Source organism: Sorangiineae bacterium MSr11367 (genome assembly GCA_037157805.1).
Taxonomy (GTDB): domain Bacteria; phylum Myxococcota_A; class Polyangia; order Polyangiales; family Polyangiaceae; genus Pendulispora; species Pendulispora rubella.
The window spans coordinates 10,726,632-10,742,139 of the sequence record CP089983.1; the positions used below are offsets into that span (position 1 = coordinate 10,726,632).

At 65.2% G+C, this 15,508-nt stretch carries 12 protein-coding genes; 3 read left to right on the top strand and 9 right to left on the bottom strand.

Features of this window, described 5'->3' with window-relative positions:
* Positions 1-28: 28 nt before the first annotated feature.
* The 3 genes from LVJ94_41455 to LVJ94_41465 form a co-directional block, all read right to left on the bottom strand.
* Entirely contained in the window at positions 29-2,836 is a 2,808-nt protein-coding gene (locus LVJ94_41455; protein WXB03359.1) for a protein kinase, read from the bottom strand.
* Between the two features lie 581 nt (positions 2,837-3,417).
* Positions 3,418-4,785, bottom strand: coding sequence for a protein kinase (locus LVJ94_41460; GenBank protein WXB03360.1), 1,368 nt, complete (start codon positions 4,783-4,785; stop codon positions 3,418-3,420).
* 6 nt (positions 4,786-4,791) lie between these two features.
* On the bottom strand, positions 4,792-5,691 hold the full coding sequence (locus tag LVJ94_41465; protein WXB03361.1) for a DMT family transporter: 900 nt from the start codon (positions 5,689-5,691) through the stop codon (positions 4,792-4,794).
* Positions 5,692-5,819: 128 nt separating this feature from the next.
* On the opposite strand from LVJ94_41465, the gene LVJ94_41470 reads away from it, so the two are divergent.
* Positions 5,820-6,989 carry an MFS transporter gene (locus LVJ94_41470; GenBank protein WXB03362.1) on the top strand — a complete coding sequence of 390 codons (1,170 nt, stop codon included), beginning with the start codon at positions 5,820-5,822 and terminating at the stop codon, positions 6,987-6,989.
* Between the two features lie 3 nt (positions 6,990-6,992).
* Here the strand turns inward: LVJ94_41470 and LVJ94_41475 are convergent, their stop codons facing one another.
* Positions 6,993-7,712: an SDR family oxidoreductase gene (locus LVJ94_41475; GenBank protein ID WXB03363.1), complete on the bottom strand. Its 720-nt coding sequence runs from the start codon at positions 7,710-7,712 to the stop codon at positions 6,993-6,995.
* 62 nt (positions 7,713-7,774) lie between these two features.
* On the opposite strand from LVJ94_41475, the gene LVJ94_41480 reads away from it, so the two are divergent.
* Positions 7,775-8,434 (top strand): DUF6151 family protein, encoded by a 660-nt coding sequence (locus LVJ94_41480; protein WXB03364.1) that lies wholly within the window; start codon positions 7,775-7,777, stop codon positions 8,432-8,434.
* Here LVJ94_41480 and LVJ94_41485 read toward each other — a convergent pair.
* The 5 genes from LVJ94_41485 to LVJ94_41505 form a co-directional block, all read right to left on the bottom strand.
* Positions 8,412-8,966: a hypothetical protein gene (locus tag LVJ94_41485; GenBank protein ID WXB03365.1), complete on the bottom strand. Its 555-nt coding sequence runs from the start codon at positions 8,964-8,966 to the stop codon at positions 8,412-8,414. The two genes, LVJ94_41480 and LVJ94_41485, sit on opposite strands and share 23 nt — an antisense overlap.
* 102 nt (positions 8,967-9,068) lie before the next feature.
* Positions 9,069-10,031, bottom strand: coding sequence for a quinone oxidoreductase (locus LVJ94_41490; protein ID WXB03366.1), 963 nt, complete (start codon positions 10,029-10,031; stop codon positions 9,069-9,071).
* Positions 10,032-10,070: 39 nt separating this feature from the next.
* The gene (locus LVJ94_41495; GenBank protein WXB03367.1) at positions 10,071-11,609 is read right to left on the bottom strand and encodes a serine/threonine protein kinase; all 1,539 of its coding nucleotides are present in this window, start codon (positions 11,607-11,609) and stop codon (positions 10,071-10,073) included.
* Positions 11,606-13,408, bottom strand: a complete 1,803-nt coding sequence (locus LVJ94_41500; GenBank protein WXB03368.1) for an MFS transporter — start codon at positions 13,406-13,408, stop codon at positions 11,606-11,608. Before LVJ94_41500 ends, LVJ94_41495 begins: the two co-directional genes overlap by 4 nt.
* 47 nt (positions 13,409-13,455) lie before the next feature.
* Positions 13,456-14,028: a hypothetical protein gene (locus tag LVJ94_41505; GenBank protein ID WXB03369.1), complete on the bottom strand. Its 573-nt coding sequence runs from the start codon at positions 14,026-14,028 to the stop codon at positions 13,456-13,458.
* Between the two features lie 233 nt (positions 14,029-14,261).
* Here LVJ94_41505 and LVJ94_41510 point away from each other — a divergent pair, with 233 nt between their 5' ends.
* Positions 14,262-15,503 carry a protein kinase gene (locus tag LVJ94_41510; GenBank protein ID WXB03370.1) on the top strand — a complete coding sequence of 414 codons (1,242 nt, stop codon included), beginning with the start codon at positions 14,262-14,264 and terminating at the stop codon, positions 15,501-15,503.
* Positions 15,504-15,508: the final 5 nt, after the last annotated feature.

The window sequence follows — 15,508 nt, forward strand, 5'->3', positions numbered from 1 at the left end:
GATGATGATGGACCGAACACTGGACGAATTACCGGCAAGACGAGAGCTTTGCCCGAGCACGTCGAGCCGTCACGCTGCGAGGTTCACGGCCCCATCGTTCGACGACCTTCGTGTACATTTTGCAAGCACCGCCGTGGTCTCCCGTTTGGTCCAGCGCTTCGCCGAGCCAGAGAAGCGCTTGCACGTGGGTCAATGGCTTCATGAGTATCGTGCACGACGATACGGCGCGATTGAGAAGCGGGATGGCTTCACCCAAACGCCCGGCGAGAAGGTAAACGTGTCCCAATCGAGCGTCCGCATAGGCGTCGCGATCGAGAATGTCCATGACATGGTCGGCGGGCATTGCCGCGATGGCCTCCTTTGCATCCGTCGCATCGAGTACGGCTTCGACGTAATCATCGAACCATCGGTTCGCAGGAGAAGAAAAATGAGGCCCGCGCTCATCTTGCTTTGCGATAAATTTCTCGCGTACAAGTCGGAATTCAGCTCGAGAGACCTGGGATGTCAAATAGAGGAGTCGGGCCCCGTCGATATTCGTATCCATGAATGCATTCGGGATCCATGCTTCGCTTCGATATACGAATTCTCGAGCTGCGCGCCGGGCCTCCTGGAGGCGTCCCAACTCGAGCTCCATCTCCACACGATAAATCAACGGCATCCCACGAAAATTCGCATCGGACGACGTGGTGGAGGATTGCCGCACGCCGAGCTCGCGGTCGGCGCCAGTGAAATCGCCGTCGTATACATGCAGGTCGAACTCGAGTGTTGCCTGCAGCGCCGGCCGCTTGGACGGCGAAGTATGCTCGAGTCGAGCTTGCAGGATACCTCGGGCCGCTTCGGTAGACTTCGTCCGACCGAATACCGCATTTGCGAGCGAGTAGTACGGAAAGGGGTTGCTCGAATCCTTCGCGATCAGTTTGCGCGCCGTCTCCTCTGACCGCTCGCATCGGCCATCGGCGGCCTCGAGAAAGGTAAGCCACGTCAGGCAATCCATCGCGCTTGGAGAAGATGCAATGCACTGCTCGAGCAGACTTCGCGCCTCCGCGACGTCGCCCAGCTGGAGCTGTGCCCGAGCACCTAGCCAGAATGCGGTCGAGTTATTCCCAAGGCTTGCCGCAAAGTTGAGTGCGCGATGTGTCTCTCGGGATCGAACATAATGTTGCGCACGCGCGAGCCGAACGACGGGATCGTCGGGATACGTCGATGCGAGCTCCTCGATACGCTGTGTGCTGGTAGCCACGTCCGGCGGGTGTTCGACGAGGGGATTCAACGCTTGGAGCAACGTGGCCTCCGATGGCGCGAACTGGCCGCGAAGCGCGAACGCGACGGATGCGTCATCTTGGAGACCGGGATTGATACTTGCGGAGACCGCCAATGAAAGCAGATGCGCACGCCCATTGTTTGGTTCGAGCTGCGCGGCTCGTGTAAAGAGTGCTCGGGCTCGCATACTGGAACCATCCGCCCAGAACTGAATCCCTTGCTCGAGGAGCCCCTCCGCCTCGGACTTCGGCGCGGCCGCGGCGACCTGGGCGACGGCGCTTGCGATCGGCGGCTGTGTCGATGTCGGCCCGCCCCCCTTCATCCTGGCGCCCATAGAGCACAGGGCGCCGGCGGCGGCGAGCACGGCAACCCCCGCCGCAAGCCATCGGCGAGCGACGATGCACGGGGGGCGATGCAGCTCGGCGAGCAATTTGCGAAAGTTGGGATACCGTGCGCACGGGTCGTTCGCGGTGGCTCTCTGCAGCACGCGACGGAGGTACGGAGGCAGGCTGGCCCCGGTGACCACGGAATCGCCTTTTTGGAAGCTTGCGAGGTCGCGCATCCTCGGATGGACCCCGGTGAGGACCTCGTAGGCCATCACGCCCCACGCGTATTGATCCGCGCGCGCGTCCAGCCGATGCCCGAGGAGCTGCTCGGGGGCCATGTAGCGCGGTGTGCCCACGATGCCGAACGTCGTATCGTCTTGCAGGCGCTCGGTTCGCAAGGCCTTGGCAATGCCAAAGTCGGCGACTTTTACCCGCTTGTCGTCGGTGAGAAGGACATTCTCGGGCTTCACGTCCCGATGCACGATCCCGTGCTCGTGGGCGTAGGCGAGGGCCTCGGCGATTTGCGAGAGCCATTGCAACCGCTCTTCTTGGCTCGCCTCCGTCTTCATGGCACTTCGAAGATTGCCGCCGTCGCCACAGAGCTCGAGCGCCAAATAAGGAAGGCCGTCGCATTCCCCCGCATCGTAGATTTCGACGATGTTCGGGTGTTTGAGCGTGGCCACCATACGCGACTCGTTCAAGAGGCGCCGTTTGGCCTGCTCGTGATCTCCCCCTTCGGCGGATGCATCCACCCGGACGACCTTGATGGCCACGGGCCGCTGAAAGGTCCCATCCGCCGCGCGATAAACCTCCCCCATCCCGCCCTGGCCGAGCCACCGCTCGATGTGGTACCGCCCATTGAAGACGGAACCTTCCTCCAACTGCCGCTCGACGAGGCCCGAAGTCGATGGAAGAGTGCCCCTCATCGAGCCTCGTGGCGTCCGGAGCAACTTGTCGCGAAAGAGCCACAAGTGCGCTTCATCGAGCTCCACTTCGGCAATATGCCAAGAGCCAAACGTCGTTTCGCGGGCGACGCGGCCTTGCCCCGGACCTGCCAAGCAAGCCGCAAGGGCGTCCGTTGACTCCGCGATAGCCAACAATACGAACTCGGAGAGCGCTTGATTGTCGGCGAGAAAGAGATGCCACCCTTCACGTTCGTCGAGCAGCTCTTCCAGATGCAGGTGGTCCAGAATGCGCACACCTACCTTCAACGCATCTGCCGGCAGGATCGCCACCTTCGCACTGCTCATTGGCGCCTCATCCTGCGAAAACCGAGCTCGAACGCTCGGCGCATCCGGCTGGTACGGTTGAATGTCCGGTTCGGCCTGCATGCTCCGCCTTCCCATTCATGGAAAGGGGGAAAAGGGCCAAGTGGATCAAAAATACCTGAGACACCTTGCAAACACCGGATAGGACCGGCTTGCGGGCGTGCGGCCGCCCCGCGTTCACGACGCGGCGGACCAGATGAGGCAATGTCGCCGCCGTTCGGACAGCCACGTCCCTCGGCTCCGAAATCACGCTGAGCAACGACGTGTGCCCCCCTTCCATCCTGCAGCCCAAAAACAGGAGAACTGCGGCACTATGCAGAGCTTCGTGATCTGCGGCAAGGGCTTTTTCGCCGTGGGCGAGACAAGCAATTACCGCTTCAATGCAACGTGTTGCACGATGCAACGCGAATGCGGGATTCCGCTTTTCGCCCCCTGCCGAACGTGAAGGTCGTATTCAGCGATGGCAACGATGTCAGCACGATTCGCGACTCACCGTGGCAGAGATAGTCCTTCACGGGATCACTGAACGGGAATACCGCACTCCCTCGTAGAGCACTCGTCCGTCATTCCGGTGTGCCGAACACGTCGGGTGTTGCCGAGGGCGCGCTGGATACGCCCGCTGCCGCGCCCTTCGCAGGCTTGGGGCGAGGAGTTTTCGCGGGCGCCGGCGCCGACGGCTTCGAAGCCGCCTTTGGCGGCGCCGCCGACTCGGCAGTGGTCACCGAGGGCGCAACGCTCGCGGACGGACTCGCCGCCTCGGGGGGATCGGCGTCGGCCGTGGCCACGTCCGGCGGTGGCGGCGTGGACACGTGGCGCGGCTTTCGCAGAAGAAGGCCCGCCCCGAGCGCCACGGCCGCGATCAACGCGAGGCACCCCGCGATGGTCGCCGTCGACGAGAGACGGCGCTCCCGGGAATCGCGCCGCCCTCCCGTGGTCGTCGCTTGCGTGACGAGCAACGTGCTCTCCATCCCCGCATCGCTGTCGCCGAGCGTGCCATGCCCTCGGTGCTCGTCACGGCTATCCGAAAGCTGCACGGCCGGCGGCCCCCAGCGAGCAGGCACCGCCCCTTCCCCGAGCGGCGCGAGTGCGGCCATCAACTCGCGCACCGTCGCAAAGCGCTCCGCGGGCTCCTTTTTCAAACACCGCGCCACCAGTGCCTCGAGCGCCTCGGGCGCATCCGGACGAAGCTCCCGCAGCGAGCGATGCGGCTGGTAAAGCACCGCCGCGAACAACTCACCGACCGAGGTCGATTCGTAAGGGTATGCGTTGGTCGTAAGTTGAAATATCGTCGCGCCGAGCGCATAGATGTCCGAGCGCGCGTCGACATGCTTCGAGCTACGAATCTGCTCGGGCGACATGAACGCGGGCGAACCGAGAATCGACCCCGTGTCGGTGGCCGTCACACTGGTCTCGTCACCACTGGGATCCATCAACTTGGAAATCCCGAAGTCGAGCACCTTGATGAGCGGGCTCCCATCGTGCCGATACGTCAAAAACAGGTTCTTCGGCTTGATGTCGCGGTGCACGATGTTGGCCGCGTGTGCTTCGTCGATCGCCTTGCACGCGTCGAACATGTACGCGACCACCTCGCCGATGGGGAGCGGCCCGCGCTGCTTGAGCACCGCATCCAGATCGGCCCCCTCGAGGAACTCCATCACGATGTACGGCGCGCCCGATTCGAGCGTGCCGAAATCGCCCACGCGTGCCACATGCTCGCTGCGCAATCGCGCGGCTGCTCGGGCTTCCCGTACGAAACGCGCCACGGCACCTTTGACCCTGAAGGCATCGCCGTGCATGAACTTGAGCGCCACCCGCGATCCGAGCTGCTCGTGCCGCGCAGCCACCACCACCCCCATCGCCCCTGCGCCGAGCACCCGCTCCACGCGGTACTTCGACGCGAGCACATCGCCGATTCCCGGAACATCCTTCACGTGCTTCTATCCTACATTACCGACTTCACCCGAGGAGCGCATCTCGGTCACGACGATGGCGGCGAGAATGAGGACCGCCCCCACGAGATTCGTACGCGTCAACCGATCGCCGGCAAGCCAATAGCCAAACACGCCGCCGAAGACCGGTTCCAAGGTCAGAATCAACGCCACCCGATTTGGCGGCGTCGTCGCCTGCGCCTTCGTCTGTACGAAATACGCCAGCGACGAAGCCACGACCGCCGTCACGAGAAGGGCAAGCCACACTTGCGTGCCCTGCGGACGCACCACCTCGTCCGCCCCCACGGCCCAAATGGTTCCCAGGAGTCCCACGGTCGCGAGCTGAACGAAGGTCAGCCTCCCGGGATGCGCCCCCGGACTCACCCGACTCAAGACGAGGATGTGCAGTGCAAACGCGATGGCGCATCCAAGCACCAGAGCATCGCCGCGATGCACCGCCAGACCTTGCATCGTCAGCAATCCCAGACCGACCGCCGCGAGGCATGCTCCCCAAATCTGTTTTCGATGCGGCCGAAATCGAAATAGCAAAAAGGCCAACAGCGGGGTGAACACCACCGCCAACCCCGTAATGAAAGATGCATTGGACGGCGTGGTCGAGCCAAGGCCCGCCGTCTGAAGGGCATACCCTGCAAACAATGCCGTCCCTGCACCGATGCCGCCAAGAAGCTCCTGGCGCGTGAGCCGGCGCAACGTGGGCAGAAGTGCTGCGCCCATGAGGAGGGCCGCCATGGTGAAGCGATACGAAAGGAACGTGGAGACGGGAAAGACCGCGATCGCGTCATGAACGGTGACGAAGGTCCATCCCCAAACCGCCGTCACACAGATCAGCGCCATCTCCCAAGGGTTGATGCGCCATGGGACCAACTTTACCGCGACACTCTCACTCATCGTCCGTCATCGTTTCGAAGCCCACCGAGGGTAACATGGGTACGCCATGAACGCTTTCTCCGTTCAGCGCCTGCTGCACCATCCGTGAATGCTGGCTGCGCGCGGCCCTGGGCCCTATGAAGGGCAGAATGCCCACGGCGATGCGGCCCCGCTCGAGAATCGCGCTCACGTTGCTCGGGGTCGTGCTCGTCGCGGTAAACTTGCGCGCCCCCATTGCGGCCGTGGCGCCCTTGCTGCCGCAGATGCGTACCGATCTCGGGCTATCGCGCAGTGCGGGCGGGTTGCTGACCTCGCTGCCGTTGCTTTGCTTCGGAGGTCTGTCGACGGTGGCCGCAACGTTGGGACGTCGCATCGGCAGCGAACGCGCGCTGGTGTTCGCGATGCTGGCCATGGCCGTGGGCAGCGCCGCACGGATCTGGAGCGCGCCGTTGCTCTTTGCCGGCAGCATCGTCATCGGCGCCGCCATCACCGTGGGCAACGTGCTCGTTCCCAGCGTGATCAAGCAGCACTTCGACACGAAGCAGGGCCTGGTCACCGGCATCTACACGGGTGCGCTCATCGGCGGCGCGTCGTTGGCCTCGGCCATCAGCGCACCGCTGGCCCACGTCGACAGCGTCGGCTGGCGCGGCTCCCTTGCCGCGTGGACCGTGCCCGAGGTCCTCGCGCTTCTCGTATGGATACCGTCGTTGCGCGTTCCGCATCGACCTCCGCCCGTAACCCCCGGCTCCGTGTCCGTGCTGCGCAGCAAGATCACGTGGGGTCTGTCGGTCTTCATGGGCTCGCAATCGCTCGGGTATTTCGCGATCCTCACGTGGTTTCCGGCCTTGCTGCAGGACCAAGGCGTGTCGGCGGCCCGCGCCGGGGGCGCATTGGCCATCTTCAATGTGATGGGCATCGTCACGGCGCTGATCATGCCGTCGCTGGCCGGGCGCTTTTCCGAACAACGCGGGCTGGCCCTCACCATTGCCGCGGGATGGGCCGTGGGCATTTCGGGGCTGCTGCTCGCGCCCGGCGCGTATGTCCTCTGGGCCATCGTCCTGGGCTTGGCCCAGGGCGCCTCGATCAGCCTCGCCTTCGCGCTGATCGTGCTGAGGTCGCGCACGCCGGAGGTCGCACGCGGATTGTCCGGGACCGTGCAATCGATTGGCTACCTCATTGGCGCGACGGGACCTTTCGTGCTCGGCGCCCTCCGCGATGCGAGCCCGAGTTGGTCGGTGTCCCTCGTGGCCTTGCTCAGCGTGGTCGTACCCATGGCCTGGGGCGCGTGGCACGCCGGCCGAAAAGCCACCGTTGGCTGACGGCTAAACGAACCGGTGGCCACCGTCGACGTGAAGCACGGTGCCGGTGGTGAAGCCGTTCGTCATGAGGAAGATGGCCGCGTGGCCGAGGTCGTCGGGCGTGCCGATGCGGCCGACGGGAAGCCGCTGCGCCATCCCCGAGAATCGCGAGGCTTTGTCGGCACCGATGACGTCCCATAGTTCCGTGTCGACCCAGCCGGGCGACAGTGCGTTCACGCGAATGGGCGCAAGCTCGATGGCCGCACCGCGGATGAAGCAGTCGATGGCGCCGTTCACCGCGCCCACCATGGATCCGCGGGGCAACGGTCGATCGGTGGCGACCCCCGTGGTGAAGGTGATGGACCCACCGGGCCGCAGGCGTGCGCCGCCGTGTTTGGCGATGAGCAGCGCACCGAGAAGTTTGGAACGGACGGCCCGACGGGCGGCCTCCAAATCGAATTCGCGGATGGGTTGATACGCGAGCGTCGCGGCGGTCACGGCGATGTGGTCGACCTCGGGCACGGATTCGAAGAGGCGAACGACATCGGCCTCCTGGGTGATGTCCACGGCCACGGAGCGGCCGCGTTCCCCGGCCTCGAGCGCCTCCAGCGCGCGGTCGAGTTTCTCGCGGGAGCGGCCGCCGAGAACGATGCGGGCCCCGCGGGCCAGTGCAGCGCGAGCGATGCCGAGCCCAATGCCGGAGCCTCCGCCCACGACGATGACGGTGCGATTCGATAGATCCATGGCGAGATCGGTAATCCCGTCCCCCTCGAAGCACCACGGCGATTGTTGGTATGCTGCATCCCATGAATGGGATGATCACGGGCCAAGAGGCCATCTTACGCTGTCGTTGCGGAGAGATTCAGGGGCGCCTCACCAACGCCTTCCCACGAATGGTGACCCGCATCGTCTGTTACTGCGACGACTGCCAAGCCTACCTTCACCACCTCGGTCGCAGCGATCTCCTCGATGCCCATGGCGGCACCGACATCGTGCAGGTCGCTCCCGCATCCGTCACGTTCGAACGGGGCGCGGAGCGCATCGCCGGCGTGCGCCTCACGGCAAAGGGGCTCCATCGCTGGTATGCGACCTGCTGCAAGACGCCGGTCGGAAACACCATGACCCCGTCGGTCCCCTTCATCGGGATCGTCGCGCAAGCCTTCGAGGGCGGCCCGCGCAAGCTCGACGACGTGGTGGGCAAACCGATTGGCGCCATTCTCGGGAAATACGCCGTCGGCACGGCGCCCGAAGGGTCCACCAAGTTGAATCTGCGCCTTCTCCTGCGCGCGGTCGGAGCCATCGCGGGTTGGCGCTTGCGCGGGAAGGCGTGGCCGAATCCATTCTTCGATCGTGCCACCGGTGAGCCGAAGTGGCCGCTGACGACGCTCGCGCAAACCGAACGCGAGGCGCTGCGCCCCTATTGCGGCCCGAATCCGACGACGGTCACGGAACTTCGCGGATCGTAACCGTCGCAGCGTCGTCCCAGTGTTCGAAGGACCAGCGCACCTTCTCGCCGGCACGCAAGGTCACGACCGTCGCGTCGCCGGCGTGTCCCTCCACGTCGTGACCGTGGCTGCGGGCCATGCTGCGCACTTTGATGGGGATCTTTCGCGGATTCACGAAGGTGACCCAGCGGCGGGGACCGTCGACGGAGTAACAGGGGAACGGCGCCCCCGCTTCGCAACTGCCATTCAGCTCCCACGCCAAGGCAAAGGCCGGCCCTTGCACATCGTGGCATCCGTGGGCCGCGGAGCTTACCCCGAGCGCGTAATACGACGTACCGGACACGGGAATGCAGATGTAATCCGCCGCCGAGAGGGCGCGGCCCTTCGTTTGGCAGGCCGATTCCGAGGCAAAGTCACCGCGCCAGTTGCAGGGCGTGGGATCGCCAAAGGGGTCCGAGGCGCTTTGCGCGGAGGACGCCGCCGTCGCCAAGACCGCAACGCACGCCACCGCCAAAACCGACACGGGACGCCATACCCGCTTTACGACCGTCATTGGATACGGACTAGCGAATTCGACACGGGTCGGCAACCCGATATCCGGATCCAATGATCCTACCAATGATGTCGCCATCGCACGCCGGCGACACGAATCGTTTCAGGGAATAAGGAGAACTTTGCCAATACTCCCGCGGCTCTCGAGAAAAGCGTGTGCGTCTGCCCCCTTGGCGAGGGGATAACGCCCTGCGATGCGCACGCGAAGGCGGCCCTCGCGCACCCACCTGAATAGTTCGTTCGCCCGGCGTACCCTCTCGTCGTGCGAGCGGAGCACATTCCACAAATCCCCGCCGGTGAGGGTCTTCGAGGTATCCATCAGCATGCGCGGATCGATGGCCGGCGGATCGCCGCCCGCCATCCCGAAGAAGACGACGTGACCTCCGGTGCGCACGGCCTCGAAGCTCGAAAGCAAGGTCGACCCCACGGAGTCGTAAATCACGTCGACGCCCTCGCCGGAAAAGCGTTTTGCGGCTGCCGGCCAATCCTCACTGTAAAGGACGACTTTGTCCGCCCCTGCCTCGAGTGCGGCGGCGCGCTTGGCTTCGGACGACGTCAGCCCGAGGACGCGTGCCCCCTGCAACTTGGCAATCTGGACCAGCAACAGGCCCACCCCGCCGGCGGCGGCATGCACGGCCACGGTTTCGCCGGCGAGAATGCGATGGCTGTCCGCCGCCAAGTATTGCGCCGAGAGCCCCTGAAGCAACAGAGCGGCGGCCGTTTCGGCATCGATGAAGGGCGGCAGCGGAATCAGCTTTTCGAACGGCACCAACACGCGTTCCGCGTTGGCGTAAGGACTATCCGCGAATCCGACGGCGTCGCCGACCTCGAAGACCGAAGTGGCATCGCCCAACGATTCGATGACGCCCGCACCTTCGTAGCCATTGATGTACGGCGGCGTCCCCGTGAGGTGATAATTGCCTTTGCGCCGATACACGTCGGCAAAGTTGAGGCCGATGGCGGCGAGCCGCACGACGGCGTGCCCGGCCTTGGCCACGGGCGCCTCCACCTCGCGCAGTTGCAAGACCTCGGGACCGCCAAATCGATCGAAGCAGAGCGCCTTCATGCTTGCACGATGCGCCCGCCCCCGCGCCGTGGCAAGCCCTCAGCGCGCCTTCACGCGAGCGCCATGGGCTTCCCACCAGGCGCGCGCGTCGATCTCCGTCCATGCCGGAAGATCGATGGCGGCCAGGGCCTCCGCCAGTGCGTGCGCACTCTGCGGACGGCTCTCGGGATCCTTGGCCAAACATTGCACCACCAGCGCATCCAGCGCCGCGGGAATGGATGCACCGAGGCGTTGCGAAGGCGGCGCCACGGGGCTGTGGAGGTGGTGGCTACACACCTCCACGATGGTGCTCGCCTCGAAGACCGTCTGGCCGGTGAGCATGAAATACGCGACGGCGCCGAGCGCATAAATGTCCGAGCGCGCATCCGCGGCGTTGGCCTTTTTGATGACCTCGGGCGCAAGGTACATCGGCGTGCCCATGATTTTTCCGTCGAAGGTGAGCCCGTGATCCTCACCGTTCGCGAGATCCCGCGCCAGGCCGAAGTCGAGCACCGTGGCCACGTCGCGCGCGCCACCGCGCTCGCTCAGAATGACGTTGGCCGGCTTGATGTCGCGGTGAATGAGCCCTCTCCCGTGCGCCTCGGCCAGCGCGCCGGCCACCATGCGCAACACATGGACCACGCGCGCGGGCGGCTGCGCGCCGGTGGTGTCGACCAGCGCTTGCACCGTCGCGCCGTCGAGCAGCTCCATCGCGTAATAGAAGACGCCGTCCGGCGTACGGCCGTAATCGTAAACGGTAATCGTATTGGGATGGGTCAACTCCGCCGTCAATTGCACTTCACGCTGGAAGCGCTGAATGGCTTCGTCGCCCACGCGATCGTGCGGCAAAAGCTTGATGGCCGTAGGGCGGCGCAGCATCGCGTGGTGTGCGCGGTAAACGATGCCCATGCCGCCCTCGCCGATCTTCTCGTCGAGCGTGTACTGCCCGAGCTGCCGCGCCTCGCGGATCTCCTGGTGAAGGCCGTAAATGGTGGCCGAGAGCACCGCGCACACGGACAGCACGAGCAGCCACAAGGACGTCGTCGAGACGGCCTCCTTCGCCCGTCGCGGCCCGTCGGGTCCGGGCGGCACGGCGGACGCGAGCACGAGCACGATGCTTGCACCCATCGCCAGGCCGAGAAGGAGGGTGTAGCGCGTGCGGCTCGGCACCAACGCCGAGCGCAAGGTGAACATGATGCCCGACGCATAGACGCCAATGGTCACGAAGCGCTCGTAGGAGGCGTCGGTCAGCAAGGCCGCGAACCGAGCCCCCACGCCCTCGGTGGCCGGCGCGGTTTCGACCGCGAGCAATCGGCACATGAACGCGATGGTCGCGGCGCCGAGCGTGAGCCCCACGACCTCCACGGCGCGTGCGAACGCGGCATCCCGCGGAGAACGGCATAGCAGCCACATGATGAACGGGATGGCGCAGACCACCAACTGGGTCGCAAACGACGGCTGCACCAACTCGCTCGGCGAGCCGAGGAGCAGGGTCGTCATCAAGTGCACGAACACCCCGAACACGGACAAACCTGCCCACGCCGCGCCGAACAAGGCCACCCGCGCCGAGAGCGATTGCCCGAGCAGCGAGTCGTTCATGGCCCTTCCTCTTCGTGCATCCGCTGGATGCGCTCACGCAAGAGGGACGCGACGTCGTTCGGTAGCGCATTTTCCAGGTATTCCAGCGCCGTTCCGCGCAGCCGTCGATCGGGACCGTTGAAGGCCACGAGGCAACCTTTGATGATTTCGCGGTCGAGCGCGAGACCGAGCAAGGTGAACACGTGCTCGAGTCCTCGGTGCATCCCCTCGCGAAGGCGCGCGTCCGAACGCAGATGCCGGCGAGCGCTCCACGTCGGGTCGTCGATCGACAACGCCCCGCGCGCGAGCTCGAGCACGCGGTCCCGGTGCGGGGCCAGCGCCGGGTTCTCCGCGCAAATGGCCGCAAGCGCGCGGGCATTGGCATAACAGACGTCGAAGTCGTCGCCCTCGAGCCCGCGAAGGAGCACGTCGAACAGGTCTGCGTCGCTCTTGTCACGTTCGCCTTCGGTGCGCGGCGCAGGCTCTTCGTCCGCGCGCCGCAAGACCTCGATCTGCGCGAGCAACCGCGCCCGGTCCAGCGCCATCGTGGACATGATGGTGTGACGGGTGGTGGCATCGCGCGCGTCCTTCTCCGTCATTTTGACGATGCCGAGCTGCAGGCTGGTGGCCAGCTCCGCGACGTACATGCGGTGCAGGCTGATGCCATACGTCACCCCGAGAACACCGAGAGCCGAGGCGCCGAGCATGAGCACCGTGCTAATTTGCGCCGTTACCGCGACGACGACAACCACCGCCACGCTGCCGAGCATCGTTCCAAGGCGAGGCACCGCAACGTCGACGACGACCTTGAGGGCGCGCTTGCGGTGGGCCGGCACCGGCGTGAAGAGGATCTCGTAAGCCGAACGGAACAGCGAACTCGCCAGCGCGGTCTCCAGCCCAGCCGCCACGGCGATGGCCGCGAGCGTGGAGTACCCCGCCGCCACGAACGAGGCCGCGACGACGCTGGCCGGGAGGATCGCCAGCGTGGCCCCCAGGCCGAACCGCTCGAGGAAGACGCCACTCAGCGCAACCTGCACCACGAACGTGAGAACGCCGACGGCCGTGTGAAACAGGGCGAAGAACGCCACCAGCGCACGCGCCTCGTGCAACGTGGTCTCCGCCGCCGTCTTGAGCGCGCAGTCGAGGAACAGCTCGAACAACGCCACGACGACCACCATGGAGAGCACCCGCCGCAGGTAAGGACGCTCGGCCAGAGGCTTGAGCCCGTCACGAAAGGAGGCGGGCGGACTCGTCTCCGATGGCTGCGGCAGGGAGCGCCCCAACACCCCGACCCCCCACACGCACAGCGCGCTCACCACCGCGAGCATCAGCAGGATGGCCCGCGGCTCGAACACCTCGGCGATGCGTTTCGAGGCGAAGCCACCGATCAACCCGCCCAGGGTGGCCCCCGTCGTGATGCGAATGATGTTGCGGCGGGCCACGTGCGGGTCGAACCGCTCGTTCACGATCGACCAAAAGCCGCTGATCATCAGGCCGCCCGCCACCGACGTGTGCACGTAGATGGCAGCCGCGCTCACGCCCGAAAACGATGGCGCCAGCACCCATTCGAGCACGAACGCGAGCGCATTGAGCGCGAACAAGGCCGGCACGAACCGCGACGGCCCTTTTCGTGCCATGAGACGCGACGTCATCGACACCGCCGCGAGCGACAGGACCGCCGAGGCACCGATCACCGTGGGAAGCGAGGTGGCGGGAAATCGCGCGAGGAACATCGAATCGCGCGCCACCTTGCCCGCCACCTGCTGGGCAATGACGGCGATGGCTACGGCGATGTCGAGCTTCGGCGATCGTTCGGTCACGCGCGGGCCATCCTCGCACGAAGCGAGATGGTCCTACCAGCGGCTCCTCAGAGGGCGCCGCGCTGGATGAAGAACCAGTCGGAGACGCCGCAGGGCCGCGCCATCACACCGCCGCCATCGTTCGTCGTATATCGAATCTTGAAACACGATCCCGCGGGGGCGACACCGCGGTAATTGTGATTCCCCCAAGCATTGCCCCACGACCAGTTGTCCCACATATACGTGTCACGCGGAAGGATGTATTCCATTCCATCGGAGGCGCTCCCCCAGATTTCGCCGTTGGTAAATTCGTAATCGTAAAGATTCTTCGGGCTCGTGCGGCAGTTGTGCACGCCGTCTCCTTGGCTCGACGAAAGCGCGGAACGCTGGACCCAAACGCAGCGGTTCACGTAGCCATAGGCATATCCGTACGACCAGCCGTTGCTATCCGTGTATTGCACGTCGAATGTCTGCCCGTTGTAAAGCCGGCCCATGGCGTACGAGCCTGCGGCGGAGCGCACGTAAACGTCTTGTGCCGTAACCGTATGGCGTGTTTCCGCGTGCGCGGGATTCGCCCATACGGTGGTCACCATTGCCGCAATGGCGCCAAGTAATGAAGTTGCAAGCGTTGCTCGGGTCATGAATGAAACCTCCTCGAACGGCCGTGCTAAGCAGAGTCCGTTCCCACAGGTGCGCAGGGCCGCCCCCCGCAAGAATCCCGAGGGAGTCGCCATTCGAGGATGCGATCCCGCAGATCGACTGATGCGATCTCCGAGATCGCGTGCATGTGGAACGCACACCGTGGGTAAAAGTAGCGATTCCGTTGCGGAAGCAATCGTTCCGCAGGAGCGCATCGTGGTAACGTGCCGTCGGAATGCAGTCTCTCGAGCCCGGAGCGATCCTTCTCGGGCGATACCGGATTCGAAAGGTCGTTGGCCGAGGGGCCATGGGCGTGGTGCTGGCCGCTCGCGACGAGGAACTCGACAACGACGTGGCCATCAAGGTGCTCGTCGGGATGCAGGATGCGCTGAGCGAGCCGGTGGAACGGTTCATGCGCGAAGCCCGCATCGCGGTGAAGTTGAAGAGCGACCACGTGGTGCGGGTCATGGACGCGGGCACCTTGGAAACGGGGACGCCGTTCATGGTGATGGAGCTGCTGGACGGGAGCGATCTCGCATCGGCGGGCCCGCTGCCACCGATGACCGCCGTCGATTGCGTGCTGCAAGCGATCGACGCCGTCGCCGAGGCGCACACGCAAGGGGTCATCCATCGCGATCTCAAGCCGTCGAATCTCTTTCTGGCGAAGCGTCCCGGCGCGCCGCCCATCGTGAAGGTGCTGGACTTCGGGATCTCCAAGGCGAGAAATCTCGATGGGGATCCGTCGCTCACCACGGAGGAGTCCATTCTGGGCTCTCCGCGGTACATGCCCCCGGAGCAGTTCCGCTCGGCGAAGCTGGTGGACGAGCGGACCGACGTGTGGGCCTTGGGGGCGATTTTGTACACGCTCTTGCGGGGCGCACCGCCGTTCGACGGCGCATCGATCGGCGAGGTCTTCGCGGCCGTTCTGCAGGAGGAACCGGCGTCGCTGCGTGCGATTCCCCCGGAGCTGGAGGCGGTGGTCTGGCGCTGTCTGAGCAAGGAGCCCGCGCAGCGCTACCCCAACGTGGCCGCGCTGGCCGGGGCGCTCGCCCCCTTTGGAAGCGGCGAATGGCGGCGATGTGTCGCGCGTGCGCAAACGCTCCTCGAGGACGAGCCGATGAGCGTCCCGGCGGGTGACCCGCGCCCGAAGCCAGCGCACTGGCCGATGGTGTTGGGCATCGCGGTCGCACTGGGGTCGCTTCTCTTGCTCGGCGCATCGGGCACCGCGCGCATGAAGCCGCGGGAAGCGATGAACGCCGTCGCGCCCCCCGTGGCAACGCCTGCGCCCATCGAGAGCGCAGAGAGCGCAGCGCCGCCACCGGCACGTTCGGCGACGGAGGCTCCGCCCAAGCGAACACCGTCTCGAGCCCCCTCCGCGAAGGTGCGCAAGGCAACCGTGCCGGCAGCATCGGCTGCGCCCGTCGAGGACGTCGACGCGGGGGTCTCCCTTGGAACCATTTTCGATGACCGACACTGAGTCGA